The organism is Pelagibaculum spongiae (assembly GCF_003097315.1).
GTDB lineage: Bacteria > Pseudomonadota > Gammaproteobacteria > Enterobacterales > Pelagibaculaceae > Pelagibaculum > Pelagibaculum spongiae.
The window spans coordinates 687,995-714,947 of sequence record NZ_QDDL01000001.1 but is presented as its reverse complement, the minus strand read 5'-3'; the positions used below and the strand labels follow the sequence as shown (position 1 = coordinate 714,947).

24 protein-coding genes are annotated in these 26,953 nt (G+C 41.3%); 3 read left to right on the top strand and 21 right to left on the bottom strand.

All coding sequences use genetic code 11. The features are described from left to right. Positions 1-60: 60 nt before the first annotated feature. From DC094_RS03130 to DC094_RS03050, 17 genes are all read right to left on the bottom strand, one after another. Positions 61-1,113, bottom strand: a complete 1,053-nt coding sequence (locus DC094_RS03130) for a hypothetical protein (RefSeq protein ID WP_116685616.1) — start codon at positions 1,111-1,113, stop codon at positions 61-63. Continuing rightward, positions 1,110-2,162 carry a hypothetical protein gene (locus tag DC094_RS03125; RefSeq protein WP_116685615.1) on the bottom strand — a complete coding sequence of 351 codons (1,053 nt, stop codon included), beginning with the start codon at positions 2,160-2,162 and terminating at the stop codon, positions 1,110-1,112. The genes DC094_RS03130 and DC094_RS03125 overlap by 4 nt, the downstream gene beginning before the upstream one ends. Beyond that, on the bottom strand, positions 2,159-3,196 hold the full coding sequence (locus tag DC094_RS03120; RefSeq protein ID WP_116685614.1) for a hypothetical protein: 1,038 nt from the start codon (positions 3,194-3,196) through the stop codon (positions 2,159-2,161). Before DC094_RS03120 ends, DC094_RS03125 begins: the two co-directional genes overlap by 4 nt. Further along, positions 3,193-5,019 (bottom strand): esterase/lipase family protein, encoded by a 1,827-nt coding sequence (locus DC094_RS03115; RefSeq protein WP_116685613.1) that lies wholly within the window; start codon positions 5,017-5,019, stop codon positions 3,193-3,195. The genes DC094_RS03120 and DC094_RS03115 overlap by 4 nt, the downstream gene beginning before the upstream one ends. 532 nt (positions 5,020-5,551) lie before the next feature. Beyond that, a complete protein-coding gene (locus tag DC094_RS03110) occupies positions 5,552-6,382 on the bottom strand; it encodes a sulfite exporter TauE/SafE family protein (RefSeq protein WP_116685612.1) in 831 nt (276 codons plus the stop codon). 46 nt (positions 6,383-6,428) lie between these two features. Beyond that, the gene (locus DC094_RS03105) at positions 6,429-7,457 is read right to left on the bottom strand and encodes a methionine synthase (RefSeq protein ID WP_116685611.1); all 1,029 of its coding nucleotides are present in this window, start codon (positions 7,455-7,457) and stop codon (positions 6,429-6,431) included. 31 nt (positions 7,458-7,488) lie between these two features. Further along, a complete protein-coding gene (locus tag DC094_RS03100) occupies positions 7,489-8,463 on the bottom strand; it encodes a DUF1852 domain-containing protein (RefSeq protein WP_116685610.1) in 975 nt (324 codons plus the stop codon). Positions 8,464-9,046: 583 nt separating this feature from the next. Then, complete coding sequence (locus DC094_RS03095) at positions 9,047-9,955, bottom strand: LysR family transcriptional regulator (protein ID WP_116685609.1); 909 nt, start codon at positions 9,953-9,955, stop codon at positions 9,047-9,049. 308 nt (positions 9,956-10,263) lie between these two features. Next, positions 10,264-10,794, bottom strand: a complete 531-nt coding sequence (locus tag DC094_RS03090) for a hypothetical protein (protein ID WP_116685608.1) — start codon at positions 10,792-10,794, stop codon at positions 10,264-10,266. A 33-nt stretch (positions 10,795-10,827) separates the two neighbouring features. Next, positions 10,828-11,238 (bottom strand): hypothetical protein, encoded by a 411-nt coding sequence (locus DC094_RS03085; protein WP_116685607.1) that lies wholly within the window; start codon positions 11,236-11,238, stop codon positions 10,828-10,830. Between the two features lie 214 nt (positions 11,239-11,452). Then, complete coding sequence (locus DC094_RS03080) at positions 11,453-12,505, bottom strand: hypothetical protein (RefSeq protein WP_116685606.1); 1,053 nt, start codon at positions 12,503-12,505, stop codon at positions 11,453-11,455. Further along, positions 12,502-13,479, bottom strand: a complete 978-nt coding sequence (locus DC094_RS03075) for a hypothetical protein (RefSeq protein ID WP_116685605.1) — start codon at positions 13,477-13,479, stop codon at positions 12,502-12,504. The genes DC094_RS03080 and DC094_RS03075 overlap by 4 nt, the downstream gene beginning before the upstream one ends. Positions 13,480-13,556: 77 nt before the next feature. Further along, on the bottom strand, positions 13,557-15,383 hold the full coding sequence (locus DC094_RS03070; RefSeq protein ID WP_116685604.1) for an esterase/lipase family protein: 1,827 nt from the start codon (positions 15,381-15,383) through the stop codon (positions 13,557-13,559). Between the two features lie 192 nt (positions 15,384-15,575). Continuing rightward, entirely contained in the window at positions 15,576-16,388 is an 813-nt protein-coding gene (locus tag DC094_RS03065; RefSeq protein WP_116685603.1) for a formate/nitrite transporter family protein, read from the bottom strand. A 220-nt stretch (positions 16,389-16,608) separates the two neighbouring features. Then, positions 16,609-17,142, bottom strand: a complete 534-nt coding sequence (locus DC094_RS03060; protein ID WP_116685602.1) for a glycine-rich domain-containing protein — start codon at positions 17,140-17,142, stop codon at positions 16,609-16,611. 18 nt (positions 17,143-17,160) lie between these two features. Beyond that, a complete protein-coding gene (locus DC094_RS03055) occupies positions 17,161-17,796 on the bottom strand; it encodes a TauD/TfdA family dioxygenase (protein WP_116685601.1) in 636 nt (211 codons plus the stop codon). Between the two features lie 82 nt (positions 17,797-17,878). Continuing rightward, a complete protein-coding gene (locus tag DC094_RS03050; RefSeq protein ID WP_116685600.1) occupies positions 17,879-18,496 on the bottom strand; it encodes a hypothetical protein in 618 nt (205 codons plus the stop codon). A 103-nt stretch (positions 18,497-18,599) separates the two neighbouring features. Here DC094_RS03050 and DC094_RS22250 point away from each other — a divergent pair, with 103 nt between their 5' ends. After that, positions 18,600-18,752, top strand: coding sequence for a hypothetical protein (locus tag DC094_RS22250; RefSeq protein WP_170114587.1), 153 nt, complete (start codon positions 18,600-18,602; stop codon positions 18,750-18,752). A gap of 84 nt (positions 18,753-18,836) precedes the next feature. Here the strand turns inward: DC094_RS22250 and DC094_RS03045 are convergent, their stop codons facing one another. After that, entirely contained in the window at positions 18,837-19,268 is a 432-nt protein-coding gene (locus DC094_RS03045; protein ID WP_116685599.1) for a TIR domain-containing protein, read from the bottom strand. A gap of 166 nt (positions 19,269-19,434) precedes the next feature. Then, positions 19,435-19,818: a hypothetical protein gene (locus DC094_RS03040; protein WP_133245452.1), complete on the bottom strand. Its 384-nt coding sequence runs from the start codon at positions 19,816-19,818 to the stop codon at positions 19,435-19,437. A 319-nt stretch (positions 19,819-20,137) separates the two neighbouring features. On the opposite strand from DC094_RS03040, the gene DC094_RS03035 reads away from it, so the two are divergent. Then, a complete protein-coding gene (locus DC094_RS03035; protein ID WP_116685597.1) occupies positions 20,138-20,842 on the top strand; it encodes a hypothetical protein in 705 nt (234 codons plus the stop codon). Between the two features lie 39 nt (positions 20,843-20,881). Continuing rightward, positions 20,882-21,124: a hypothetical protein gene (locus DC094_RS03030; RefSeq protein ID WP_116685596.1), complete on the top strand. Its 243-nt coding sequence runs from the start codon at positions 20,882-20,884 to the stop codon at positions 21,122-21,124. Positions 21,125-21,193: 69 nt separating this feature from the next. Here the strand turns inward: DC094_RS03030 and DC094_RS03025 are convergent, their stop codons facing one another. Further along, positions 21,194-24,001, bottom strand: a complete 2,808-nt coding sequence (locus DC094_RS03025; RefSeq protein ID WP_116685595.1) for an ATP-binding protein — start codon at positions 23,999-24,001, stop codon at positions 21,194-21,196. Positions 24,002-24,014: 13 nt separating this feature from the next. After that, positions 24,015-26,951 carry a DUF1156 domain-containing protein gene (locus DC094_RS03020; RefSeq protein ID WP_116686185.1) on the bottom strand — a complete coding sequence of 979 codons (2,937 nt, stop codon included), beginning with the start codon at positions 26,949-26,951 and terminating at the stop codon, positions 24,015-24,017. Positions 26,952-26,953: the final 2 nt, after the last annotated feature.

Sequence of the window (26,953 nt, the reverse complement as noted above, 5' to 3'; positions counted from 1 at the left end):
TTGAAATAAAAAACTTTAAAAATAAAGATTCATTCCGATAATTATTTTTTTGTTGAGGAATTATCGAGTGCCCACCAAACCATTTTCTCTCGGCTGAAAGCTGGCAAGCAGAGAAAGGGCGATCGCATTCGAATCGATATTATTTAGCACCTTTAACTCTGGAAAGTCATTAATGTCGACCCGGCCTTCAATAGATATAAACGGTTTTTGGGTGCTGCCAGCTACCGCATCAGTGGCATACCAACGAAAACGTGTAGCGGTTGGGCTATACACATCACCACTTAAAAACAGCTTTCCAGTGCGCCCCCCAAAGTTAAAATAGTCACTGGCGAATAATGATAGTGCACCTAACTTGCTGGAAATTTCATCATGTAGCTCAGTGTGTTGATCTCTGGCATAGGCTTGAATATAAAACTGGAAAAAAGTTTTTTCTCTAAAGCGATAAATAACGCGTAAATACTCATCTTCAGCAGCCCGGGCGGTATTGAAAGTAATGTCTTTGGTTAAGCAAACACCTAGCTGGTTATGCGGCCAGGGAAGGTGCTTGTATAAGCTGACTACTCCTGGGATCAGTTCAAGAAAACGATCATAGAAAGGTTTGTAGTAAGGCGTATGTTTGCGGTTGTAAATGGTTTTTGATGATTTTCCAATTAGGCCAACACTTTTACTTATTGAAGGAAAGTCTTTGTAAACATAAGTAGATAGCATATCTGTAGGGTCTGATTCAGGTTTATATAAAAAGTGTGAAGAAGTGATTTGATAGTTCTCTCCAGCTTTTTTGTATGCAAGCGAGGGCTTCCTGTCGGCTATTTTTTCGAATTTTTTTTCAACCCAGTCTATCCACTGAATTTGCCTAGTGTCCCCCTCAAAAAAACCTGGAAATTGAGCTGTTTTAGATTGTTGTTTAACAAATGAACCGAGCAAATTGTGACTTCCAAAGGTCATATCAGTTAATTCGTAGCCTTTTGGCATATCCATTTGATAACGGCCAATACAAACTGGCTCAAAAATATTGGGTCCTAGTATTTCATCAATCATTGCAGTGCGAGTGCTGCCAATAATACTGCAAGCTGAAAGTAAAGCAGCTGAGAGAAGAAAAATTAAACGAATCATTTAGTACCCACCAAGCCATTTTCTCTTGGTCGAAGGCTGCTGAGAATCGCCAATGCAATTGCATCTGAATCAATATTATTCATGTTCCGATATTCCGGAAAATCGTTAATATCCACTCGACCTTCAATTGAAATATATGGGTTTCGCGTGCTGCCCGCTTTAGCGTCGGTGGCGTACCAGCGGAAACGAGTTGCTTCAGGGTTATAGCGATCACTGCTTAAAAATAGCTTTCCCGCGTGGCCACCAAAAGTAAAATAATCACTGGCGAACATAGATAGTAAACCTAGCTTTCGCGAAATGTCGTCTTGTAATTCACCATAACTACCAGCGGGATATGCATCAAAATAGAATTGAAAGAAAGTTTTTTGACCGTAGCGATATATTACTCGTAAATATTCATCATCTGCGGCTTTGGCGGTATTAAAAGTAATGTTTTTATCCAAACAGACGCCGAGTTGGTTATGTGGCCAAGGTTGGTGTTTGTAGAGATCGGACGCTTGGTAAATTCTATCAAAAAATCTTCGGTAATGAGGCTTGTAGTTGGTTATTTCACTACGAACATAGGTTGTTTTGACAGAGCGGCCTTTTAGAGAAATGGCAGAGTTCAAATGTTTAAAGTCTTTGAATATATAAGTTTCAAGCATATCTGCTGTATGCCGTTCATCCTGAGACAAAAAATTTGTTGCCAAAGCATGACGTCCAGATTCCTTCCGGTTTATAATATATTCAGCCTTACGCCCCCTTCTTTTATCAACTTCTTTTTGAACCCATTTTTCCCACTTTGATTCACGGTCAACCCCTTCAAAATAACCGCCGTACTGGCTCTCTTTCGATCTGTTAGAAACAAAGCTCCCAACTAAATCAAAGCTTCTGAATGTCCCATCGACAACCGTCGTACCTTTTGGCATATCCATTTGATATCGGCCAATACACATTGGTTTAAAAATATTGGGTCCTGGTATGTCATCAATCATTGCAGTGCGAGTGCTACCAATAAAACTGCAAGCTGAAAGTACAGCGGTTGAAATAATAAAAATAAAACGAATCACTTGGTACCCACCAAACCATTTTCTCTCGGCTGAAAGCTGGCAAGCAGAGAAAGGGCGATCGCATTCGAATCGATATTATTTAGCCCCTTTAACTCTGGAAAGTCATTAACATCGACCCGGCCTTCAATAGATATAAATGGTTTTTGGGTGCTACCAGCTACTGCATCAGTGGCATACCAACGAAAACGTGTAGCGGTTGGGCTATACACATCACCACTTAAAAACAGCTTTCCAGTGCGCCCCCCAAAGTTAAAATAGTCACTGGCGAATAATGATAGTGCACCTAACTTGCTGGAAATTTCATCATGTAGCTCAGTGTGTTGATCTCTGGCATAGGCTTGAATATAAAACTGGAAAAAAGTTTTTTCTCTAAAGCGATAAATGACTCGTAAATACTCATCCTCGGCAGCGCGGGCGGTATTGAAAGTAATGTCTTTGGTCAGACAAACGCCAAGCTGGTTATGCGGCCAGGGAAGGTGCTTGTAGCGTTGGGCTATAGATGGAAGGGGCTGTAAGAATTTTTCAAGTAAATATGAATAATCTCCATGCTTACTTTTAGTAAAGTTGGTTTTGCTGGAAGTAGCTTCAAAACCCAAGGCCAATTTTACTTGAGGGAAGTCTTTATATAAGAAAATATCGACCATGTGAGTTGGTTTTAAATCATCTTCTGATGATTTAAATAACAAATGTATTGCTCTTAATAATGTATCTTGCTCACCTGTTTGGTGAATATATTTTGCTCCATGTTCTGCGTCAGATTTTCGTTTATGCTCTATTTCATCTAACCAGTTTTTCTGTCTATTTTGGCCGCTTAAAGGCTTGGAAAAATTGGTTTTTAAAAAATGTGACTGAAAGGTTCCATCTGTAAGCTTGGTCCCTTTTGGCATATCCATTTGATAACGGCCAATACAAACTGGCTCAAAAATATCAGGGATTTCTGGTGTATCAATCATAGCGGTACGGGTGCTCCCAATCAGGCTGCAGCTGGCGAGGAAGGTAAAAGCAGAAATAGTAAGTGCGAGAAAGACTTTCATATAAACTCCGCTTGACCGTGATCATGGTTAAAGGATTCACCAACAAAGTCAGTAATTGCTGTTTTGATATGAGCGCGCACCGTTTCTGAATTAAAAAATAGCTGATGGTCCTGTGGATCATCGGTATCGTAATAACCCCAGGTTTTTAAAGTAAGCTCATCAGTTAATGCTATTGGGATATGTTGGATAATATTCTCAGATAAAATATTAGAGCCAGCGCCGCGATGGACTGTACCATCACCCGGCGCATCAGGTTTGGCTATATCAAAGGCAATGCTATTGACATTGGGTCTATGAGCTTTTTCATCACCACCTAGGCTGGATCTATGGCGGTAATACACCATCTCCTTATGATATTGTTTACCCGTTTGTTCATTGGCTAGCTTTAGTTTTCCGGAAGCGGTAAAAATATCTTGGTAGTCATCATCGACCACTTGCCAGCTTTTAACATCACCTTTTGGAAAGTGCTTGCATTGCCATTGAATTCGATCATAACTTTTAAAATCAATATCGATATCATGGTTGTACATCAGCAATGTTTTCGGATGGAAGTTATCCGCTAGAGTTTGGTGGAATTTTTTGATTTTCTTAATTCTTTCAAAATGGAATCTCTGGTGGTCAGAGTAATCATTAGTGTGATCTTTATTTTCTGGGGCTAGCAAGCGAGCCTCAATAAAGCTATACCACTTTTCAGTATCTTTATAAAAATCAAATATTTTTTCGCCGGGGTATTGTTCAGTAATGGATATTTCTTCGCCAGCTTCTGATTTTACGCTGAGCCAGTCTTTTTGTTTGTCGACGGTTTGATAATACTGATTGGGCAGCAATTCCAGCCCGCCCTGACAAAAACCCAAAACAGCAGACACCTCGGCACCATTAATTCCAAGGAAGATACCTGCTGCGCCATCATAACCACGATGAGCGTTGGCGTAGGTTGCAGGGCTACCGTGGGTTGGCATGGCTCCGTGAATCACCAGATCCATCGGTGAAAAAAGCTGTGTGGCGGCATAGCGGGCAACATAGCCGCCCATGGAGTGAGTGATAACAATGACTTTAACTTGTTCAGGCGCTAGCTCAGCTTCGGCTGCCAGTTCTGATCTGAATCGCAGAATTTCTTGATCAAGGTGATCGGCTGATACCTCATTGCTTAGCATCCAGTTATAACCCACGGCATAGGTTTTAACTTGATAGCCTCGGCATTTTCTCAGAATTTCCGGGGTAACTTCTCGCTCAATAAAAAGCAAAAAATTGCCATAACTTTCCCATGATACTGTTCCCCATCCACGATTTTTATAATCACCAGCCAGGACGGGTGGAATTTTAGTGTGCCAGGTGAAATAGGAAATATCGCCTTGGTCAACTTTGAGTAAATCATCTTTTCGGTCGTATGCGCCCTGTTTTTCGGGGTTGACCAGTAATTGTTTTCGTTCGGCAGCGTTGCTGAGCCAGAAGTTGGCCAGATCATAAACCAGCCGGCTTTTCCTGCCGATTTGCATCACTGTCTCAACCGTAGCTGTTATCGCAGGCATGGTACTGTACTTATGCAAATACATTGCACCGACACCTAATCCAGCGGTGCCTTTCTTTAAAAAGTTGGCTTTTTCTGATTTAAAGGCTTCTTTGGCATCTTCCAGTACTTGCTTGTTTTGTTGCTTTAACTCACGCATGGGGGCACTCAGGTGAATACCTGCACCCACGCCCGGGTCCCACACCACATCACCAGATGCTTTATTCTTCAACCGGCTACCCATAATTCCAGGTACAAAAACGACTGCGATAGCGCCGGCTTTGCATTTACAGCCTTCAATTGTACACATTGCCATTGGCAGATTTTCCGTGTCGTCCTTGACCCGAATACTTTAGCTGGCAATAAAAAGGTTTGGCTATAGCCAATGTCTGATAAGTGTGTGAGATATTTGCTTGATTTGCAGATAGTAGAAAGCTGAAGAGGGGTAATCAGTTGATAACAATGCTCGGGATGATTGAGGTCAGATATAAACAAGGCCCGATTATATGCCGAGCCTAGAATCTATTAAACAAGCTGACGGTTTGGATTGGTTCTAAGAACGTATTTAAAATCTATTTTTACAAGCAAGCAATTTAAGCGTTCGTTCATATAAAACAATTGTTTGCAGGCGCGCCACCATCCTTGGTAATCCGTATTTTATTAATGAAAACCAATTGGTTTTCGTAGCCTGGGTAGGCCTGTAGGCGCACCCGGGCTTATGCGCAATATCTGTTAAATAGCTCAAGGTGCAGAAACAAAACCGGATCGCGAAAATCGTGCTATTGAATCTATTGACCAGCAATGCCGCAAATTCAAGAACAGCAGCGGCCAGAAAGTCGCGGCATAATTTAAAGCACACTTTGCACTAACATTCTTAGGCCAGTGATGAGCAAAACAACTGCGAAGATTTTTTTCAGTTTTGCTGCATCTAATTTAGATGCCAGAGATGCGCCTACTGGTGCGAATAATACGGTGAGGGGTACGATACAAATAAAACCGATCAGGTTAATTAAACCGAAGGTACCGGCGGGTGCATCGGTTGGAGTACTTCCCATAATCAGCATGGTGAGCGCGCCAGGCAGCGAAATGATTAATCCGATGGCTGCAGCGGTGCCAACTGCTTTATAGGCCGGGTAGTTATATAAAGTCAGTAGTGGTACAGAGATCGTGCCGCCGCCAATGCCTACCATCGAGCTGAAAAAACCAATTGATGTTCCCATTACTCCTTGTCCTGCTTTACCCGGCAATTGTTGGAGCAGCGCAGATTTTCCGGTTCTCAGCAGCATATTCAACGCAGATAGGGTTGCTATGACGCCAAACAGTAATGTAAGCCAGCTGCCATTAATACGTGTTACGAGCCAGCTACCGGCTAATACGCCAATAAAAATAAATGCAGTCCAGCGTTTTAAAAGGTCAAAATCCACATTGCCTTTTTTGTGGTGTGAACGAATCGAACTGATCGATGTTGGCACGATGGTAGCGAGTGAAGTGGCCGTCGCTACCAGCATTGCAGATTCTGCAGATACACCAAAACTTTGAAATAAGAAAAACAACACAGGCACTATGACGATACCACCGCCAACACCGAGTAGCCCGGCTAAAACTCCGGCGAATATGCCGGTTGTAACCAGTGCCAAAAAGGTAGAAATATGGTTTGTTATAAATTCAATAATGCTCATTAACTAATTTTCCATTTTAGCTATTGGTTTTTCTGCCGGAAAATGATTAGGAAGAGAGTTCTTTCCTGATAATTTCTGCACCCGCTTGCAAGGCATTGAGCTTGCCTCTTGCTACGCTGCGCGAAAGCGGTGCCATGCCACAGTTAGTGCAGGGGTAGAGTTTATCGGCATCTACATATTTCAGGGCTTCTCTGAGTGTGGCAGCGACTTCTTCTGCTGTTTCAATGGTATCGCTTGCCACATCAATAGCGCCAACCATGACTTTTTTGCCACGAATAAGCTCAAGTAGTTCGATGGGTACTTGAGAGTTATGACATTCCAGTGAAATGATATCTATATTAGATTGCTGCAGTTTTGGAAATACTTCTTCGTATTGTCGCCACTCAGATCCCAGTGTTTTTTTCCAATCGGTATTGGCCTGAATGCCATAGCCATAGCAAATATGTACTACAGTTTCGCATTGAAGCCCCTCAATGGCTCTTTCTAAGCAAGCAATTCCCCATTCGTTGACTTCATCAAAAAAAACATTAAATGCAGGCTCATCAAATTGAATAATATCTACGCCAGCGGCTTCTAATTCTTTGGCTTCCTGGTTAAGCGCTTTGGCAAATTCCCAGGCAAGCGTTTTACGGTTTTTATAATGGTCATCATAAAGGGTATCGACCATGGTCATTGGGCCAGGTAGTGCCCATTTAATCGGCTGATCAGTTTGCTCACGCAGAAACCTGGCATCTTCAACAAATACCGGGTGAGGGCGACTGATAGGCCCAACAACGGTCGGTACGCTAGCGTCATAACGGTCACGGATTTTTACCGTTTTACGTTTTTCAAAATCAACGCCATCAAGATGTTCAATGAAGGTGGTTACAAAGTGTTGGCGCGTTTGCTCGCCATCACTCACAATATCAACCCCAGCCAGATTTTGTTCCTGTAAAGCAACGCGCAATGCATCTTTCTTGCCGTCAATTAATGCCTGGTCTTGTAATTTCCAGGGTGACCAAAGTTTTTCAGGTTCTGCGAGCCATGAGGGTTTGGGCAGGCTGCCAGCAGTAGAGATAGGTAATATTTTTTTCATAATTAATTTTCGTATATTTTATAGTGAATGACTAAGCGTGGTTTTCAGACCATTGCCCAAGAATTGATTGATAAGGCTTAATGAAATATTCCTCAGCAAACTTGCCTTGTTTAATTGCTAGCTGGCTGCGCTCTTCTCGATCATAAACAATTTGCGTCAGTGAATGATCGGAATGCTTCAAATTAGGTTGGTAGAGGTTGCCAGCAACCGAATTCGCATTGTAAATTTCAGGGCGATAGATTTTCTGAAAAGTTTCCATAGTGCTGATAGTGCTGATCAGTTCAAGGTTGCTGTAGTCACCCAGCAAGTCGCCAAAAAAGTAAAAGGCTAAAGGAGCAGCACTATTTAACGGCATAAAGTAACGCACTTCAAAGCCCATTTTTTTAAAGTATTGCTCGGTCAAAGATGTTTCATTCGGCAGGTATTCAACGCCTAATACCGGGTGCTGATTTTCAGTTCGCTGGTAGGTTTTGCTATCTGAAACACTTAGGCACACTACCGGCTGCTTATTAAAATTTTCTTTATAAACATCAGAGTTAAGAAAATCTTTAAACAGCCTTCCATGCAGATCGCCAAAATTATCTGGAATACTAAATTCAGATTGACCCTTGTTATGATTACGCAATACGATGCTAAAATCATAATCGCGCACATAAGAAGAAAAATTATTGCCCACAATACCTTCAATCTGCTGGTTGGTTTTGTGGTCAATAATATTGGTTTTTAATATTTCAATTGATGGAAAGTGTTGGCCGTTGCCTTCGATATCGATATCAACAGAAATAATTTCCAATTTAACAGAATAACGATCGCCTTTTAAATTATCCCAGTTAGCTAAAGCATTAAAGCGGCTGTTGACCATAGCTAAAGTATTGCGCAAGTTAGCCTGACGGCTTTCGCCTCTAGCTAAATTAGCAAAATTGGTGGTAGCTCGCGTGCTATCTGATGGATGATAATTCTCATCGAACAAAATGCGTTTAATTCTGAATGTAAAGCCTTTACTCATTGTGATCTTGTATCCTGTTCTTTGGGAGGGGGGGGGCTCTTTTGGGCTTTTAATATGTCTTTTCTGAAGAAAGGCAGACAAGTCTCAGCTATGACCATTCAGTAATGTCAGGCGAGCAGAAAAAGTACAAGGCAATTTATACTTGGATTGTTATATGAAGAAAATTGATTTGATCTCATAGATCAATGAGAATTTGTAATGGATTGTTTTGCTAGGTTGGATAAGTTGAGCGAAACCCAATGATTTTTACCACAGGGAATGGAAAAATTATTGGCCTCGCCCAGCCTGCGAGCGGCCCAAGCACGCCCGACCTATAGGTATTAATTGTTATGTAAATGTTCTTACCAGACAATGCCCCAAGACACCGATATTGTTGGGTGCGCCTTAAGGCTTACTCAACCTACTTTAGTTCGGCATTAATCGAATATCAGATTTTATTAATGGAAACCAGTCGATTTTGGTAGCCTAGGTAAGTCTGTAGGCGCACCCGGGTTTATATGCGCAATATCTGTTCAATAGTGCAGGCATAAATGCAACGATTAATGCATAGCTACGCGCAATTTTTCTGAACAGTCATTCAAGTTTATTGATTATTGGTCATCACGGGCGCGTTATAATTGTTTGCTAATTCGATGAATGCCTTGAGGTATTCAGTGTCTGCATCGCTTTCACGGGTGCCTAAATAAATTTGTTTGGCAATGCCGGTTTCGCCAAGGCCTACCACAGCCAAGGGTAATTTTGTGCAGTATTCTTCTGCCAGCCAACGTGGCAGGGCGGCTACACCACGGTTACTGGCGACCATTTGCAGCATAATATCGGTGGCTTCACTGGTTTTATGCTGCTTGGGGTTTACACCTGCCGGGTTAAGGAACCGGGTGTAAATATCTAGCCGGTCGGTGGCAACAGGGTAGGTAAGTAAAACCTCATCACGCAGGTCCTCTGCCCGAGCATATTGGCGGGTGGCTAAAGGGTGGTGGTCAGGCACAACCAGCACTTGCTCATAGTCAAATACAGGTACAAAGCAAAGGCCGCTTTTATAGAACGGATCTGGTGTGACCAGCAGGTCGATATCGTAATCTAGTAATGCGCCCACGCCGCCGAACTGAAATTTTTGTTTAACATCGACGTCCACATCTGGCCAGCTATCTAAAAAGGGAGAAACAATCTTTAACAGCCATTGATAACAGGGGTGGCACTCCATACCAATGCGTAAAGTACCGCGCTCACCTTGAGTAATCTGTTTCAGCTTTTCTTCGCCATGGTCCAATACGGGCAGCACCCGATTGGCAATATTCAGTAGATAGCGCCCGGCTTGGGTCAGTCGTAAACTGCGCCCTTCACGTAACCAGATTTCACTACCCAGATTATCTTCCAGCTTTCGAATGGTATGACTCAGCGCGGATTGCGTCACGCATAGCTTTTTTGCTGCAGCGGTAAGAGAGCCGTATTGTTCAACGGCATGGACAATTCTGAGGTGGATGCGCTCAATCATGCTAATCCAGAAGAGGAATCATTGACGGCTGAAAATATACACATTTCATGTATCTTTCAACTGATTCAAATTTTATTAGTTGAGGCGGATGGCAATTTTCTGCTAAACCGGCTGAGTATATTTCCCTCGTTGTTTTTACAAGCTTTCGCTGGCAGAGGATTAAAGTAATTGTCATCAATCAGTTTGTGCGTGCCATTTTTCTTTAGCTACATTGAGACTGCCTTACTGTGTTTCTTTTTTGGTTTTTTATCTGGCTTTATCTTGATTGATTTTTCGTATTCTGATTGCGCATAAAGCGATTAAACGAATCATTTAGTGCCCACCAAGCCATTTTCTCTTGGTCGAAGGCTGCTGAGAATCGCAATTAATATTTTATCAGCATCTATATTGCGCAAGTCTTTATATTCCGGAAAATCATTTAAGTCGACCGAACCTTCAATTGAGATAAATGGATTGCGAGTGCTGCCCGCTTTAGCGTCGGTGGCATACCAACGAAAATTACTGGCGCTAGGACTATAGGCGTGATCACTGACAAATAAACGCCCGCTATGCCCGCCAAAGTTAAATGCCGAACTAGCGAAAATTGATAATAACCCGGTTTTTCGGCTTAAATCCTTTCGCAACCGATCATGCTGGTCTTTTGGATAGCTGATGAAAGTAAATTCAAAATAACTGGCTTCACCAAACTGATACATTACAGAATAAACTTCATCGTCAGCAGCCTTTGCTGTGTTGAATACAATATTTTCATCCAAGCAAACGCCGAGCTGGTTATGCGGCCAAGGTTGGTGTTTATATAGAGATAAAACATCAGGAATCGGCGCAATTAATTGATCCAACTTGTTTTGATATGCCCCTTCGACATGACGAAACTAGGTTCTTTCATTCGCGGCGAGTAAAAAACCTAGCCCTAGCTCAATATTAGGGAAGTCACGATAAGCCAAGGTTTCAGTCATATCGGTTGGGTCGGGGTTGTTATCTGGGCCGGTTAAGATCCACTTCAAAGTGGTAATATGGGATAAGTCATTCTTGCTATTTCTAATAATGCTAGCAGGAGAAGAGTGCCCAGACTTCTGTTTTTCCACGTATGTTAGCCAATTTTGGTAGCGATTTTTGCCACTAAAAGTTTGGCTTTTTTTTAGTTTTGGGTCATCGAATAAAGTTCGTAAATCATACGATTTAAATTGACCATCGACCAAGGTGGCGTTGTTAGGGAGGTCGACTTGATAGCGACCAATGCAAACGGTTTTAAAAATATTTTGAATAGGCAATTCGTCAATCATATTGGTCCTTAGGCTCCCTATAACTGTGCAGCTAGACAATAAAGTAATAAATATTAAAGTGATGGCAATGATTTTTTTCATGCGATAAATTTCTTGTTGTGATTGGCCTGAAAGTTGGTTTTGGCAAAATCTAGCAACAGCTGTTTTACATGAGAGCGAACCGTTTCAGAGTCAAAAAAAGACTCACTCCGGTGATTGTTTTTTTATTGAGGAATTATCGAGTACCCACCAAACCATTTTCTCTCGGCTGAAAGCTGGCAAGCAGAGAAAGGGCGATCGCATTCGAATCGATATTATTTAGCCCCTTTAGCTCTGGAAAGTCATTAATGTCGACCCGGCCTTCAATAGATATAAACGGTTTTTGGGTGCTGCCAGCTACTGCATCAGTGGCATACCAACGAAAACGTGTAGCGGTTGGGCTATACACATCACCGCTTAAAAACAGCTTTCCAGTGCGTCCTCCAAAGTTAAAATAGTCACTGGCGAACAATGATAACGCACCTAACTTGCTGGAAATTTCATCATGTAGCTCAGTGTGTTGATCTCTGGCATAGGCCTGAATATAAAACTGGAAAAAAGTTTTTTCTCTAAAGCGATAAATAACGCGTAAATACTCATCCTCAGCAGCGCGGGCGGTATTGAAAGTAATGTCTTTGGTCAGACAAACGCCAAGCTGGTTATGTGGCCAGGGAAGGTGCTTGTATAAGCTGACTACTCCTGGGATCGGTTCAAGAAAACGATCATAGAAATGTTTGTAGTAAGGTGTTTCTTTTCTGATATAGATTGTTTCGTCTTCGCTGCCTATTAATCCAATACCTTGCTTTAAAGTTGGTAGGTCTTTGTATATATAAGTTGATAGCATATCGACAGGATCAGTTTTTTCATCCATGACAAAGTGTGTTGATATGATTTGATATCCATTTTCTTTTTTTTCATAAACAAAACTTGGTTTCCAATAATCATATTCTTTGGTTTTGTTGTGAACCCACCTTTTCCAATTTTCAACTCGGTACTGACCAAACAAAAGGCCGCTATGTTGACTGGTTTTTGACGTTTCCTCGATGAATGACCCCAATAAATTGTGGCTTTTAAACGTCATATCAGCTAACTCATATCCCTTTGGAAGATCCATTTGATAGCGGCCAATACAAACTGGCTCAAAAATATTGGGTTCTAGTATTTCATCAATCATTGCAGTGCGAGTGCTGCCAATAATACTGCAAGCTGAAAGTAAAGCAGCTGAGAGAAGAAAAATTAAACGAATCATTTAGTACCCACCAAGCCATTTTCTCTTGGTCGAAGGCTGCTGAGAATCGCCAATGCAATTGCATCTGAATCAATATTATTCATGTTCCGATATTCCGGAAAATCGTTAATATCCACTCGACCTTCAATTGAAATATATGGGTTGCGTGTGCTGCCTGCTTTAGCATCGGTGGCGTACCAGCGGAAGCGAGTTGCTTCAGGGTTATAACGATCACCGCTTAAAAACAGCTTTCCAGTGTGGCCACCAAAGGTGAAATAATCGCTGGCGAACATAGATAATAAACCGAGTTTTTGTGAAATATATTCTTGTAATTCACTATAACTACCGGCGGGGTATGCATCAAAATAGAATTGAAAGAAAGTTTTTTGGCCGTAGCGGTAAATCACTCGTAAATATTCATCATCTGCGGCTTTGACGGTATTAAAAGTAATGTTTTTATCCAGACAGACACCGAGTTGGTTATGTGGCCAAGGTTGGTGTTTGTAAAGACTGGTTACTTCAGGGATTGGTTTTAAAAATCTTTGATAATATGGTTTGTAATCCTTGTATTTACTATGGAAATAAATAGTTTTAGTCGGGTCAGCTTTAAGGCCGACGCTAAGCTTAAGGCTCGGAAAATCTTTTTTAATATATGTCTCAATCATATCCGATGGTTTCGTTTCTGGCCGAAAAACCACATGAGTTGATAAAATCCGATAATCGTTGCCATTCTTGTCGATAATATAATTAAAGTTATTTCCATGGTTTTCTTTTGAATTTTTGGAAACCCAATCTGTCCATTTCTGATGTCGGCTGTTTCCTGAAAATAAACCTCCGTACTCTCCATCTTCTGAGCTATTTTGAGTAAATTTTCCTTTTAAATCAAAACTTCTAAAAACCAAGTCAGAAACAATAGTTCCTTTTGGCATATCCATCTGATAACGACCAATACACATTGGCTCAAAAATATCGGGTCCTGGTATTTCATCAATCATTGCAGTGCGAGTGCTCCCTATCAAGCTACAGTTGGTGAGAAAAATACAACTAAATAAAATGAGAAAAATTATATTTTTCATATGAATTCCGGAGGTTGATGTGCTTGTGTAAAACATTCAGCAACAAAGTCATTAATCTGACTTTGCACATGCTCGCGCACGGTTTGAGAATTAAAAAAAGCTTGGTGTTCTTGCGGGTCATCAGAATAATAGCCACTTTTTCTTAGGCTTATTTCTTCTACTTCAGCAATCGGAATAAACGCTTTTATGTTGTCGCTACTTACTTGGCTGCCGGCGCCTCTGTGTACTGTCCCATCTCCTGCAGCATTAGGTGGCTCAATATTAAATTCAATGCCAGCGGTGTAGGGTTTGTTAGGTTTGCTATCGCCACCAAAACTTTTTTGATGGCGATAATAAGCTATTTCTTTGTGATATTGTTTTCCATCGGCTTCGTTGGTGAGTTCAAGCTTGCCGCTCGCGGTAAAAATTTCATGGTAATCATCATCAACCACTTGCCATTTTTTAATATTGTCTTGCGGGAAATGCGTACTTTTCCAAACTACTTTGTCGTAACTTGGATGGTTCAGCTTTATATCGAAGTTGTATAAAAGTACAGTTTCCGAATGAAAATCATTTCCGAGGTTTTTGTGGAAATTTTTTATTTTATCAATTCTTTTTGTATATCTCGCTATATAATATTCTAATTTCTCAGGCGTCTCTTTTACTAACTCAGGCGCAAGCAACCTTGTTTCTATAAAGCTATACCATTTTTCAGTATCTTTATAAAAATCATAAATTTTCATTCCTGAATACTGACGGGTTAAGTCGATGGTTTCGCCATTTTGATTTTTAGCATAAAGCCAACTGTGCTCACCATCTACTCGTTTGTATAAATGGTTGGGCAATAACTCCAACCCGCCCTGGCAAAAACCCAAAATAGCAGATACTTCTGCACCATTAATTCCAAGGAAGATACCTGCTGGGCTACCATAACCATGGTGAGCGTTGGCATAGGTAGCAGGGCTGCCGTGGGTGGGCATGGCACCGTGAATGACTAAGTCAATTGGCGTGTGTAATTGAGTGGCAGCATAGCGCGTTACATATCCGCCCATGGAATGGCTAATGACGATGACTTTTACTTGCTCAGATTGTAAATTTGTTTCTAATGCCAGCGCATTTCTAAACTGGGTAATTTGAGCATCAAGGTGTATTGCTGATTTTTCATTGCTTTGCATCCAGTTATATCCGCATGCATAGGTTTTAACCGTGTAACCTTTTTTATCTGCATGAATTTCTGGAGCGACTTCTGTTTCTAAAAAACGTAAAAAATTACCGTAGCTTTCCCAAGAAACTGTACCCCAACCGCGGTTGGCATAGTCGGAATAATCAAAGCTAGGGATTTTTGTGTATAGATTAAAATAGCTCCAATCACCTTGATCAACATCCAGTAAATCATCCACCCGATCATAGGCATCATTTTTTTCTGAGTTGACTAAAATCTGCTTTCGTTCTGCTGCATTGCTGAGCCAAAAATTGGCTAGATCATAAATTAATCGGCTTTTACGGGCTGTCTGCAGCACCCCTTCAATACTCAATTTAACGACTGGTTCTAAGGAATATTTGTACAGCAGCAGTTGAGTGTTGGCGCCAGCAGCAAGTCCTTTTTCAGCCATGCTGCGCTTATCAGATGCCAGAACTTCTTTGAAGTGAGCTTGAAATTTTTTCTTCTGGCGGCGCATCTCACGCATGGGGGCACTCAGATGAATCCCTGCACCCACGCCTGGGTCCCACACCACATCACCAGATGCTTTATTCTTCAACCGGCTGCCCATTATCCCGGGCACAAAAACCACGGCAATCGCACCGGTTTTACACTTGCAGCCTTCAATTGTACAAATTGCCATTGGCAGGTTTTCCGTGTCGTCCTTGACCCGAATACTTTATCTGGCAATAAAAAGGTTTGGCTATAGCCAATGTCTGATAAGTGTGTGAGATATTTGCTTGATTTGCAGGTGGTAGAAAGTTGAGGGGAGGTAATAGGTTGATCACAAAGGTTAGAGCGATAAAGGCCCAGCGAAAGCTAGGCCCTGATTGTATTAGGTAAGTTGACGCGTTGGATTGGTTCTAACGTGAGTTAAATACAGCGGTAGGCCGACCAGCAAGAAACCGCCAACCAGATTACCTAATGCGGTTGGTAATTCGTTCCAAAGTAAATAATCCATTACGGTAAAATCACCACCCATAATCATTGAAAATGGGAACAAAAACATATTAACAATTGAATGCTCAAAGCCCATAAAGAAGAACAGCATTACCGGCATCCACATAGCCATCATTTTGCTACCGGCAGAAGTAGAAATCATTGCACCGACCACACCCATTGAAACCATCCAATTGCACAGCATGCCACGAACAAAAATAGTTAACCAACCAGCAAGGCCATGTTCTTGATAACCCAGTGTGCGCGACTCACCAATCGCTGAAACCTTAGCTGCTATTGCACCACCATCAATGCTGTAGCCGTAAGTTAAAATAAAGGACATTAAAAAAGCAGTGACTAATGCACCTGCAAAGTTACCCAAGAATACTAAACCCCAGTTTCTTAAAACTTGGCCAATGGTAACGCCAGGGCGTTTATCTAACCATGCAAGAGGCACTAATGTGAATACACCGGTTAACAAATCAAACTTCATTAAATAGAGCATGATAAAACCAACCGGAAACAATATCGCTCCAAGAATTGGCATGCCGGTTTTAATCGCTACGGTAATTGCAAAAATGGCAGCTAAACCAAGAATGGCACCGGCCATAAATGCTCGGATAATAGTATCGCGGGTCGACATATATACTTTAGATTCACCAGAATCGACCATTTTGGTAACAAATTCACTCGGTTCGATATAAGCCATAGCTACTTTCTCTTATTTTTATTAATGCGCTAATGGGGGATGTAGCAGGAGTTATGCCAGAGAGGTTTTCTATAAAGCATTTTGATTGAATAGTCGTTTTTTGTAACTAATTGGAACCGAGGAGTGGTACTGGCTGTTTTTTAGAAGATGCGCCTGCACTACCGTGGGTAGTGCAGGCTGGATTAAGCGTTAAGTTGGTGCAGAGTACATTTAAATAAATTTAATTATCAGGAGACATGGAAGGACAGGCATGCCAGCAACGGTTTTCACAATCATGCCAGCAGTCAGTGTGTTCATCTCTTGCCATAGGCTCATTAAATAAGCTTTGGTACATATCTTGGCAGCTATAAAAAGAAGTCTTGAGATCAGTTGCATCTTCATCGCCTCGCATGCCGAAATATGGATAATGATGCATGTAGTGGCCAAAAACTTCATCACAATGTTGCACGTAAGCACGAGTATCTAAAATATGAAAATGCCAGAACTGGTCCATGATTTTATTGGGTACGATACCCTTGCCAAACTTTAGGCACATTGTCAGGTAGCGCTTATATTCAAGTTCGGCACTTTCGCATTGGTTAAGATCCCAATCAAGGCCTTCGTCTTGCTCTTGTAATTTCATTTTAATCATTGAAAAATCTAGCGCAGCAATTTTTTGATGGACGCCTTTCGCAATAAGTTCTTGAATTCGAATGTTTGATATCTTAGCAGGTAAAACCAGTTTTTTTGCCAAATGGATGGTAGCAGTTTGCATGGTAAACTCCTCAATTTATCAAATAGCTTTAAGCCAGTGTCGTGTTAAATGTCGCTCCTTGTTGCCTTCAATTGCAGTTCTTCCATGTAGCATTCGTCGGTTATTAATGACTAATAACTGCCCAGGTTGTAGCTTGAATTTAATAGGTTTAGAAATTTTTATTAGCTGGGTGAGTTTTTTAACAGCAGGATGAGATCGATCTTGTTCATTAACCAACCAAAATGAAAAGTAAATGTTGAATAGTTTACTTTCAGTTTGAGTAATTAATGGGTGAGTGCTTTTATCCTGGTCAAAAACCTTGTGCTCGTACAGGTCAATTTGTTTTAGTGCATCAAGCTCATCGTCGGAAAACCGTTTAATGATTGATGTTGTGTCTAGCAACAGAGTATGTCCGCCAACTGAAGTCTGTTGATGGCATTGCCAGGCGATATAGTCGATGGCGTGATGGTCAGTATGTAAAGGTAATGCTCGGTCTGAGGTGACTAGATTTTTTGAACCGAAGTTTACCTTCACTTCTGTAGTGAAAAGTATCTTTCCAAGTTGTTTGATTGTTTCCTTGGCAAGTAATAAATCACTCGATGAGAATAATTTATAACCATAGGTTTCAATTTTATTGATTGCTTGAGTGGTATTTGATAGGGCTTGGCTTTTCATTGGAAAACTCCTAGAAATTATTAGGAAGTTTTAGTTGTTATTTTTCTTAAGATAAAGGGTTAAATAAACGTATAAAGTATTTCTACCCGCTAGGGGGGAAGAATTTCCCTTCAAGTTGTTGGTAGTGCTGGTCAGTGGTTTGTTGTAGTAATTCCAGTTCCTGCCAGAAATTTTCTGTTTTGGATTCATCTATCGGTAGCATAGCGTGCCACCGGGTACTGAAGGCTCTCAGTGCACCATTAACAAATGGCTCAACAAAGAAAAAAAACTCCTTATGATGAACGTTGCTTGATAATTCCCGAAATGTAGAAAATAGCGAGTAAACACTGGCCAATGCAGTTTCGGGCTGCCCTATGCGGTTTGATGAAGTCTCTTTGGACACTCGAGTCTTCAATTCGACAAGCCAGTGCCAAGCTGCTGACTGATTAAGAGCGAAATGTTTGTCAAGCGGTTGGTTGCAATAAGTAGCTAGCGCAAAGCGCCATAATGCCGTAATTCGCTCTAGCGCATTTGAAGGCTTGTCAGTCATTTTTTTTACGCAGTCATAATATTTTTCGCAATCACTATCTGTAGCTTCCTGATAAATAAAATCACGGTAATATTTTAAGGAAAATTTTCTTAAAGAAATATGGTTGGCATTCAATATTTCTTTAAGATTTTCCAGCCGCTTGTCTGCAAGTTCTCTTACGGTTAACGCCATTTTTAAACTCCTTGGGGAAATACTTCACCACACACTTCCCCAGACACCAGAATCGACTTAAGATATTTTCGAGGGACTGTATTTAATAAATATTGAGGCCCTCATGTCAAAGAAACTAACCCCGCAAGATAACCACGCCAATCAGCTGAATGCCAATAAGGGAGTGCCAGGACAAAACCCGCAACGTGCGAAAGCAATGGGGAATAATGGTAAGCAACTGAACCCGAATCAGAAAGCTGCTGGTACAAAAAAATAGTAGATTGTTTGTAGAGATCAAGGTCATTGCCATCTGAATAGGTAGTAATGACCTTTTTTTTGATCAACAAAATATATTGATCAATTAATCAAAAATCCAGTTCTTTAAATCATTGATGTTCCAATCAATCGGCTTGATGTTGATATTGCTAGGAGCGCCAGCATTATATTCACCGGGTACACGCATTAATAGAATAGAGCGGTTGCCAGGGTGGAGTGATCTGTAGGTGTCTATCTCCCACTTAACCCACTCATGGCTATGGGTGTTAGAGCCAATCAAAACCAACAACTTGCCTGCGTTTTTCAGTAAGGGAGAAATCGCATCTTTAACCGCTCTGGATGCCGGATCAGATGGTGGGCGGCGTATCACATCGTCATTTGCATTGCGAACTGGCTCAGCAAGTGATCGATCAACAAATTTAATCGAATTGTTAGGATTACTGTCAATAGACTTAACAGTTTCTACGGCAGCAAAGTCATCGCCAGCGTAGCTGATAAAAACATGGGGTGTCGGCATAGTTGTTATTGTCCCTATTTGATTTTTATATGGAAAACGAGGAGCTATTCATAGCATCGACAAAGCTTAGCTGCAATAGACTGGTAGTCTTGACAGCTTGAAAATCTTCAATAAATAATTGCTTGCTGAAGGTGTTAGCCCTATACCACAAAATGCAATGATTGTCTCAGGTTAGAGCGAATTTATCGATAGCATTTTGTGGGATACTTATCTTTCCTTTAATTGCTTTGCTCGATATTTTATAACTGCAGCCTGGTTGCAAATGAATGGTAATAGTTTTGCTGTTTTCTGAAAAGATTTTATTTGATATTTCTTTTTCAATAAAACAAATTCCGGTGTTTTTATCTTTCATTTCCTTTGATGCGCAAATTAATGCCAAGGAAACGCCAGGTTTTATCTGCTCTAATTGATTATTGGTAAAACCAAATGTCCAGCTGTAAATATTGTTTCGTAACGTTTTACGAGATGCGCAATGTTTAAAAAACACCTTTTGATCGCTGATAGAATAAATTGACCAAGATTCATTGGTGTTGGTTTCAATCATCAGCAAAGTAATCGGTTGCTTGCTTCTGGTTAGTCGCGATAGAACTACACCATGGAACAGCTCATAATCTTTAATTGAGTTTGACATCATTAATAAACTTCTATTGATTTAAATTTAATAGTTAACTTTAGCTATAATTCATAGGTTTCGCATGTAGATCTTGTTGTCACTTATCAGCTTGTTGGAAGATCCGGTCGAATATGTTGTCTGTAGCCGAGGATCAAGGCTATCGTTATCGAATTGAATTTTATGAAGCAGTTTGTAGTGATAAAAATGATAAAGCAGTCAATAGAAATTAGATTCTGTAGTGTTCAGAGGGGCGTTTATGAGCGATGAAAGATGGGCGATTTATATCGATATTGAAGGTTTTAGTAAAAAATATCAAAAAAAAGATAATTCATTGGAATCACTTAATGCTTTAATGAAAGCTATTTATAGAATTGGCAGTAATTGTTTTCCAAAGGAAGGTGAGAGGATTTTTGCACATCAATTTGGTGATGGCTTTTTGATTGCTAGTGATAAAAAAGAAAATAAACTTGACCGGGCTATTGCCATTACAATATCGCTAATGCGGTATGTGTTAGCTTCTGGAGGAGTCGCTAAAGCAGCTATCGCTGAAGGTAGCCTTGAAGATATTAAAAGTTGTTATCCCAAAGAAGTAACCGACAAATGCAAAGTATCAACATTGCCATTAGGCGCTGGATTAATGTCGATTATGCCAGTTATGGGTACAGCCTTGATTGCAGCGATTGCTATAGACAAAAAATCTCCATCAGGTTCATTACTGACGATATCAAGAAAAATGATGGGTCGATTTGCAACAGAATACCAATATTCAGCAATAGATAGTGAGCTAGTTGCGATAAAATGGCTTAAAGGTGATCAGCCATTAGTTAATAGAATTTGCAGTGCTTCATATTTGCCATTGCAAAGTGAAGATCAAAGGATTAAAACCCTAGTCAATTATATCCAGCAAAACATTAAGTCTCTATCGAAAGGTTGGGTGGAGAATACATCGAAATATCAATAGATTAACATGAGTTGGTTGATTTGAATTGTGAGGTAAGTTATGCAAAAACTAGAGGTTTTTAATTTTAACAAAGATTGGAAACAAGGTGATTACCCAACTCAACCGATGGTCGAGGTAGCAGTCATGCTAAGTGGTGGTGATCGAGTTTCATTGTCACCGCAATTGGCTAATGATACTGAAGTGGATGTGCACATCGATCGAATAATACAAGAATTGGAGCAATTAAGGATACAGGCAAAACAGATATTAGCCAAAGAATTAAAGCGAACGTTGCAAAAGTAAGTACAAGCCAGCAGAGATGGCAACATCGCTGCTGGCTATCAGCTTCATAAATGAAAAACCTATAAAGTTTTATTCAAATTCTGAGCTTTTGAATTTTAAAGTGTTGCAATTTTCTTTAATGGTTCTTTGCAACCTTTCATCAAAGCCGTCAACATAATCTGCTTCAATTTCAACAGAAATTTTTACATTAACACCATACTTTACAGTGAATTGCTCAACAATTTCATCCACAATGGTTGCAAAATCCATTTTGGCTTTTACTGGGTTCAAGTCAATGCCACCATAAAATCTTTGCTTTGCAGTTGATGGTGTTGGCTTTAGGATTGTGGGGTCATCATCAGTGTCTGAGATAGTGTTTGTATGATCAGGGACGGAAACAGGATTAGGATCAGGTTGTGAGTCTGGGGTGACAACGATTTTAGGTCGTATTTGTTCCTGGTATTCAGTGGCAGTATTCTTTTCAATAAATAAACATGAACTATCTAAAGAAACTATACCATTTGAGCCAAAACAAAAACCTAAGTATTTTTCTTCTTCTTTACCGCTAGCAAAGCCGAAGTAATCAGTGCTTCCTATCCCATCAGATATCGCTGCTTTAAATACACTATCGTTAATCAGTCTCGGCATATACAAATAATGACTACAATCATGGAATACTCTAAGCGCATTAACCTCGGAAACCGAATTTTTAAAATACCACTGCTCTAATAATTGCTTTAAATGAATAGGAGACCAATTATTAACAACCCACTCTTGGTCAACTAGCTTTTGTTCAATTTCTTGAACTAGGTTAGATGCATTGCTAGAGACTGATTCTGTTTCCCAATCAATGCTTTTATCAGTTGCCTTATTTTGCACGGGGCACAGAATCCACTTATAGGCTTCTCGCACCATTTGTCTTAAAGACTTTTCAGAAACTTCCGTATTTTTCTTGGCTTGGCTGGCCTGAAATAGATCTAAGTTTAATTTGCCATCGCGAATATCGAATGATATTTCGCGCCAAGCAAGGTGGGTTTTAGCTGTATCTCTTAATCGACTCACGGCATCAGCATCTGCAGCAAAAAATATTAAGCGATTACGTTTCTGTCTAGGTTGTTCACCTCTATGCGCCAATATGTTTTCCGCCGCAGAAATAGCTGAGCTGGTATCCCTTTTACTGTAACTTTCACCGGGTGCCAGCACGACTAATCTGGGGTTGCCATAGTCATCGGGAACATCTACAGAATTAGTAAACACATGGATGCCAGAAAAAAATGATTTGTTGCCAAAAACTGCAGAAACTTTTTTCTTTAATTCTTCATTAACCGTTAACTTATTGATATTTTGTTTGCGACTTTCCATTTCCCGTCGTAAATTCGGTTTGGTATCGAGCCAATAATTATTCTGATCAGAATATAAATAATGAAGTCGATCGCGCAAACGTTTAAGCACATCTTCAAATAACGCGACTACCTGCTCCGGCTGAACTGCGCCGAGTAATACACGCTCTATAGAGAGCCCTTTGACTACCTGATCTGTTGTGCTGGGAGCGCTTCCCAAAAAAATGGTTCTCATAGTACGGCGCGCAGCTTGAACGCTACCAAAGCGAGTATCTTTTCCGTCAATAGCGCTGGGTTCTGAGCGAATGCCATCGACTTCTTTTTCTAGCACTGGCTCCCAGCCTTGGGGCAAATAATGAATACTTTTATTACGAACCAGCCCGTCATCTAACGGTAAAGAGCCAGGCATAATCACAGCATCTTGATTATTATCGTTCCACAACCGATGAATAATAACGGCCATATATTGCAGAACACCCCGAGTACGCTGAAATTTATCCAGTGTGGACCAGTCTTCATACAACCGATCAAATATTTCTGGGTGGATAGGATATGAAGCACACATGCGCTCGAAATATTCATTCGACTGGGTTTCTACCGGGAAATAACTCGCATTATTGCGGTAAAAATCGCAAAACTGACGGCTTATACCTTCAATTTGTGATCGCTCACCAGAAAACTCAAATAAACGTCTACGAACAATTTCAAAAGCTTCTTCGGTTGCAACTGGTTTCCAGACCGATTCAACGCGGCCAAAATGTTTTTCTAAAGCAACCAGTGTTTTTTGGCCAAATGTATCGCCCACTTCTGTTTCAGACTCAGGCAGCGATGCTAATAAAATAGCATTTGGAACCATTTTAAAAGCTTCAGTAAGTGCTTGAATAAATTTCAAGTTAGCTTCGTAAGAGCCAGCATTTAATTGTTCACCGGGTTTTAAATCGCTGAAAAATTTTTGCAGCTCATCAATAAGCACCACACAAGGTGCGGCTTTCGATAACAGCTCATATAAAATGTCTTTGCCAGGTGCAGTACCATGCTGGTCACTTGCACGCAACATTTCATAACCAGTATCGCCTAGTAGCTGACAAGCCATTTCACCCCATAGGGTATTTGCGACAATATCACCATGTTTTTTGCCTTGGCTGACAGACATGTTAATACCGTCTAACACAGCGATATTTGCTTTAGGTAAACCCTGAATGCCTGCTTGGTCTAATAAAGGAGGAATGCCTTCGAGTTTATTTGAATTTACAGTGCTAGTAGCTAAATGAAGTACAGCCAGCATCGTGTGGGTTTTACCACCACCAAATGCAGTTTGTAACTGTATAACAGGGTCGCCGCCAGTGCCCGACAATCGCTGGGCAACCGACATTAATAACAAACGCATACCTTCGGTAATAAAGGTACGCGAGAAGAATTTTTCCGCATCCTGGTACTCAGGCGTCGCCGTACCATTGGCAACTTGAGTAATATCTGCAGCAAATTCTGATTGTTTGAAACTACCTTCAAGTACATCTTTGTGAGGGCGGGCAATTTCACGCCATGGTTTTAAGCTCATTAGTGTATCCCTCTTAAATATCTATTCCGAACTGTTCTTGGGTATGGCCTGCTTCTAGTGAAGCGGCAACAATGGCATGCCATGAACCAATCAACTCGTTGTAGGCACGGGCTTCTTCTGCCCATTTTTTACGCTCACATAAAGTGTATAAATGGTACGCCAGCTGCCTAATTGGCTCACCGCATTCAGGCATGCGTGCCAGTAATGCCCCGGCAGCAGCTTCACCTTGTTGGTTCAACATTCTAATCATTTGGTGGCACGCTTCCCAAATTGGCATGCGAACATCAGTAGTGGGGTTCCAGTTTTGTGGATATTCACTCCATTTTAATAAGCGTACTTTGCCGCTGGCGGCTTCAATCACACCAGCATCGCGAACACCTTTTACTGAAGTGCCTTTGGCGCGGGCCAAGGTATCTGCTTCACCAAACGGGCCTTCGCCCCAACCATATTGACTAAACCAATCGTCACAAAACAGGGTGCCGGCATCAAAGTTGCCGCTGTCGGGGTTGAGGTAATCGGTAATGGCGCGGTTAATTAAAATCAGTGCATCGTGCACACTCATTTTACTGCCATCTTGGTTGAGTACTGCAGCGTATTTGGAATAGATGGCCATACCCGGGCCAATAGCGGCTTGGGCTAAATCCACCGGCGCAATAGGGGTGGCACCTGTTTCGCCGCCGATCATAGCTTCTAGTGCATCAGGCATTTGGTTGCGCAATTCGCGTTGAAATTCTCGACGGGATATGGATTCGGCTTCAATTTCACGTTTTTTGCAGACTAAAACGACAGAAGATGCCAGTGCATTGGTGCCAGAGCCAATCATTCTGTTGGCCATCTCGGTGCGCATTGGCCAGGTGCCATCAATCGAAAAACCGGCTTGAATGACCGCCGCTAAAAAGGTCTCCCATCCCGTATTGGATGTACTACCTTCTTTGGTTTCAGATTGTTTAAATGCGTAATAAATAGATACAGGAAAAGCTGGGTGACCTTTTTCTGCCATATTATGAATGGCTTGTGTCATGCCATCTAAAAAGAAAACTTCAGCTTTTTCTTTTGAACCATGCCTATAAGGTGTTGCGACTAATTCCTCGGCCTTAGGTACGGTTAGAGTGGCGAATAAATTAGGGTAAATAGCTCGAAGTGAACGACGCATCCAAATATAGAAAAAGTCTGATAAATCGGCGTAACCAATATTGTCATAATATGGAGGATCTGTTGATATTACTTTATTTGTACTTATATTTTGTGTCGCGGCATCCTGCTGTTCAGCGAATCCTTGTCTATTTCCAGGCGTATGAGCTAGAGCTTTAGTAGTCCAATCTACCATTGCAATCCAATTACCAGAAGACTTGCAAAAAGGATTTGCTTCCGCGTAATCCCAAACCATAGGAATCGCTTGACGGCCAAATGTATTTCGCATTTTTTCACCAGAAGAATGCCAGCTACAAATAGAAGACCAGTAATCAGAAACTTTATCGGACACAAATCCCAAATAGACCGCTAACGCATCACCATAAGCAGTTGCTCCTTTGCCACCACCATCAATACCCAATCCATCATCGGCCATGCCTGCGGCTTTGGCATCGGCAATAGCTTTGTTCCTGGCTTCTTGAACTAAATCAGAAAAAGTCGTTAGTGCTACAAGCTGGCGGGGGGTAAACAAATCACCAAAACTACTCATACCATAATTAGGTGTTTTGAAATCACGTGGATTTACAGGTAATGTGTGTTCTGGCTTCCATTCAGGTTTAGCTTTTTCTGCTATATCTATCATTTGTTGAGTTGGGGAAAGGTAGACTCTGCCTCCTTTGCCTTCAGCAACTATAGCCATCAATCTTTCGCTTAACTTCCCAGCTTTTCCTTCTGCACGAATATGAGTAAATGGCATTGCAGACTGCGAGAGAATGCAAGTACCTCCAGTTCTTACAACAGTACCCTCAATAGCATCTTTAGGCATTTCTCCTGATCTGACTTCAAAGCGATAATTGCCATCTTTTATTACAGGATCAACCCAAGCTTCCTTACCCTTTTTACTTGATAGCACGAATGAACGAGCCAAAGGCACATCCACATGACTAAAAGCAGGGTTGGGGCTTTTTACAGTACGCGCCCATAGCCAGGCAATTACGGTTAATTCCTGCTCTGCATAAGGCTTTAAATCTGGTCGTTCGGTAATCATCTCATTGGTGATTTTGACTTTGGGGTATAAATGCCCAATCCGCTTAAAGGCTTCTTCACGCATCCAGTGGCCATAGCGGCGAACATCTTCGGCTAAACCTTTAGCACCACTCCAATCTTCATCTAATTGTTTGCCAGGTCGAATTTTGTCTTTACCTTTCGAGCCCAATTCTGGAATAGGGCCAATCGGTGCCTGTCCCGCAAACTTAGGTGGTATCTCGATCATCGCTTTGTTGATCATTACTGCCACTGGGTTTAAATCACTGGCGTAACTTTCTAGCCCTAAGCGTTGTGCTTCTAACGGAATGGCACCACCACCGGCAAAGGGGTCGTGAAAAGCCGGTAGTTTTTCTGGGTTAAATAATTCTTCTGCTTGCGGGTGGTTACGGTTTAAATGGCAGGTCTCGCGCCAGCTTTCTTTAATGGCTTCGCGGGCACGGTTAAGCACTTTTTCGTTATTTGTATTTTCCCACTTCACTAAATCGCGAATAATTTGAAACAGTTTTTCGCGCTTTATTTCTGCGCTTTTTTTATTCACGCCGTATTTAAAACCACTGTCTTGCTGGTAACCTGGGTCATTGACCATTTGCGCAAATATCACCGCACGCGCTGCCGCCAAAGGCCGACGCGCCCACCATAAATGCAAGGTACTTGGGTGGCCGTGACGAATGGATTTTTCTCGCGCGGCGGCAACGTTAATATCATCTAACGGTAGCGCTACTTCGATGAGTTTTTTGGGGCTGTAAATTTTGTATTCTCTGGCGTTGCTCATAA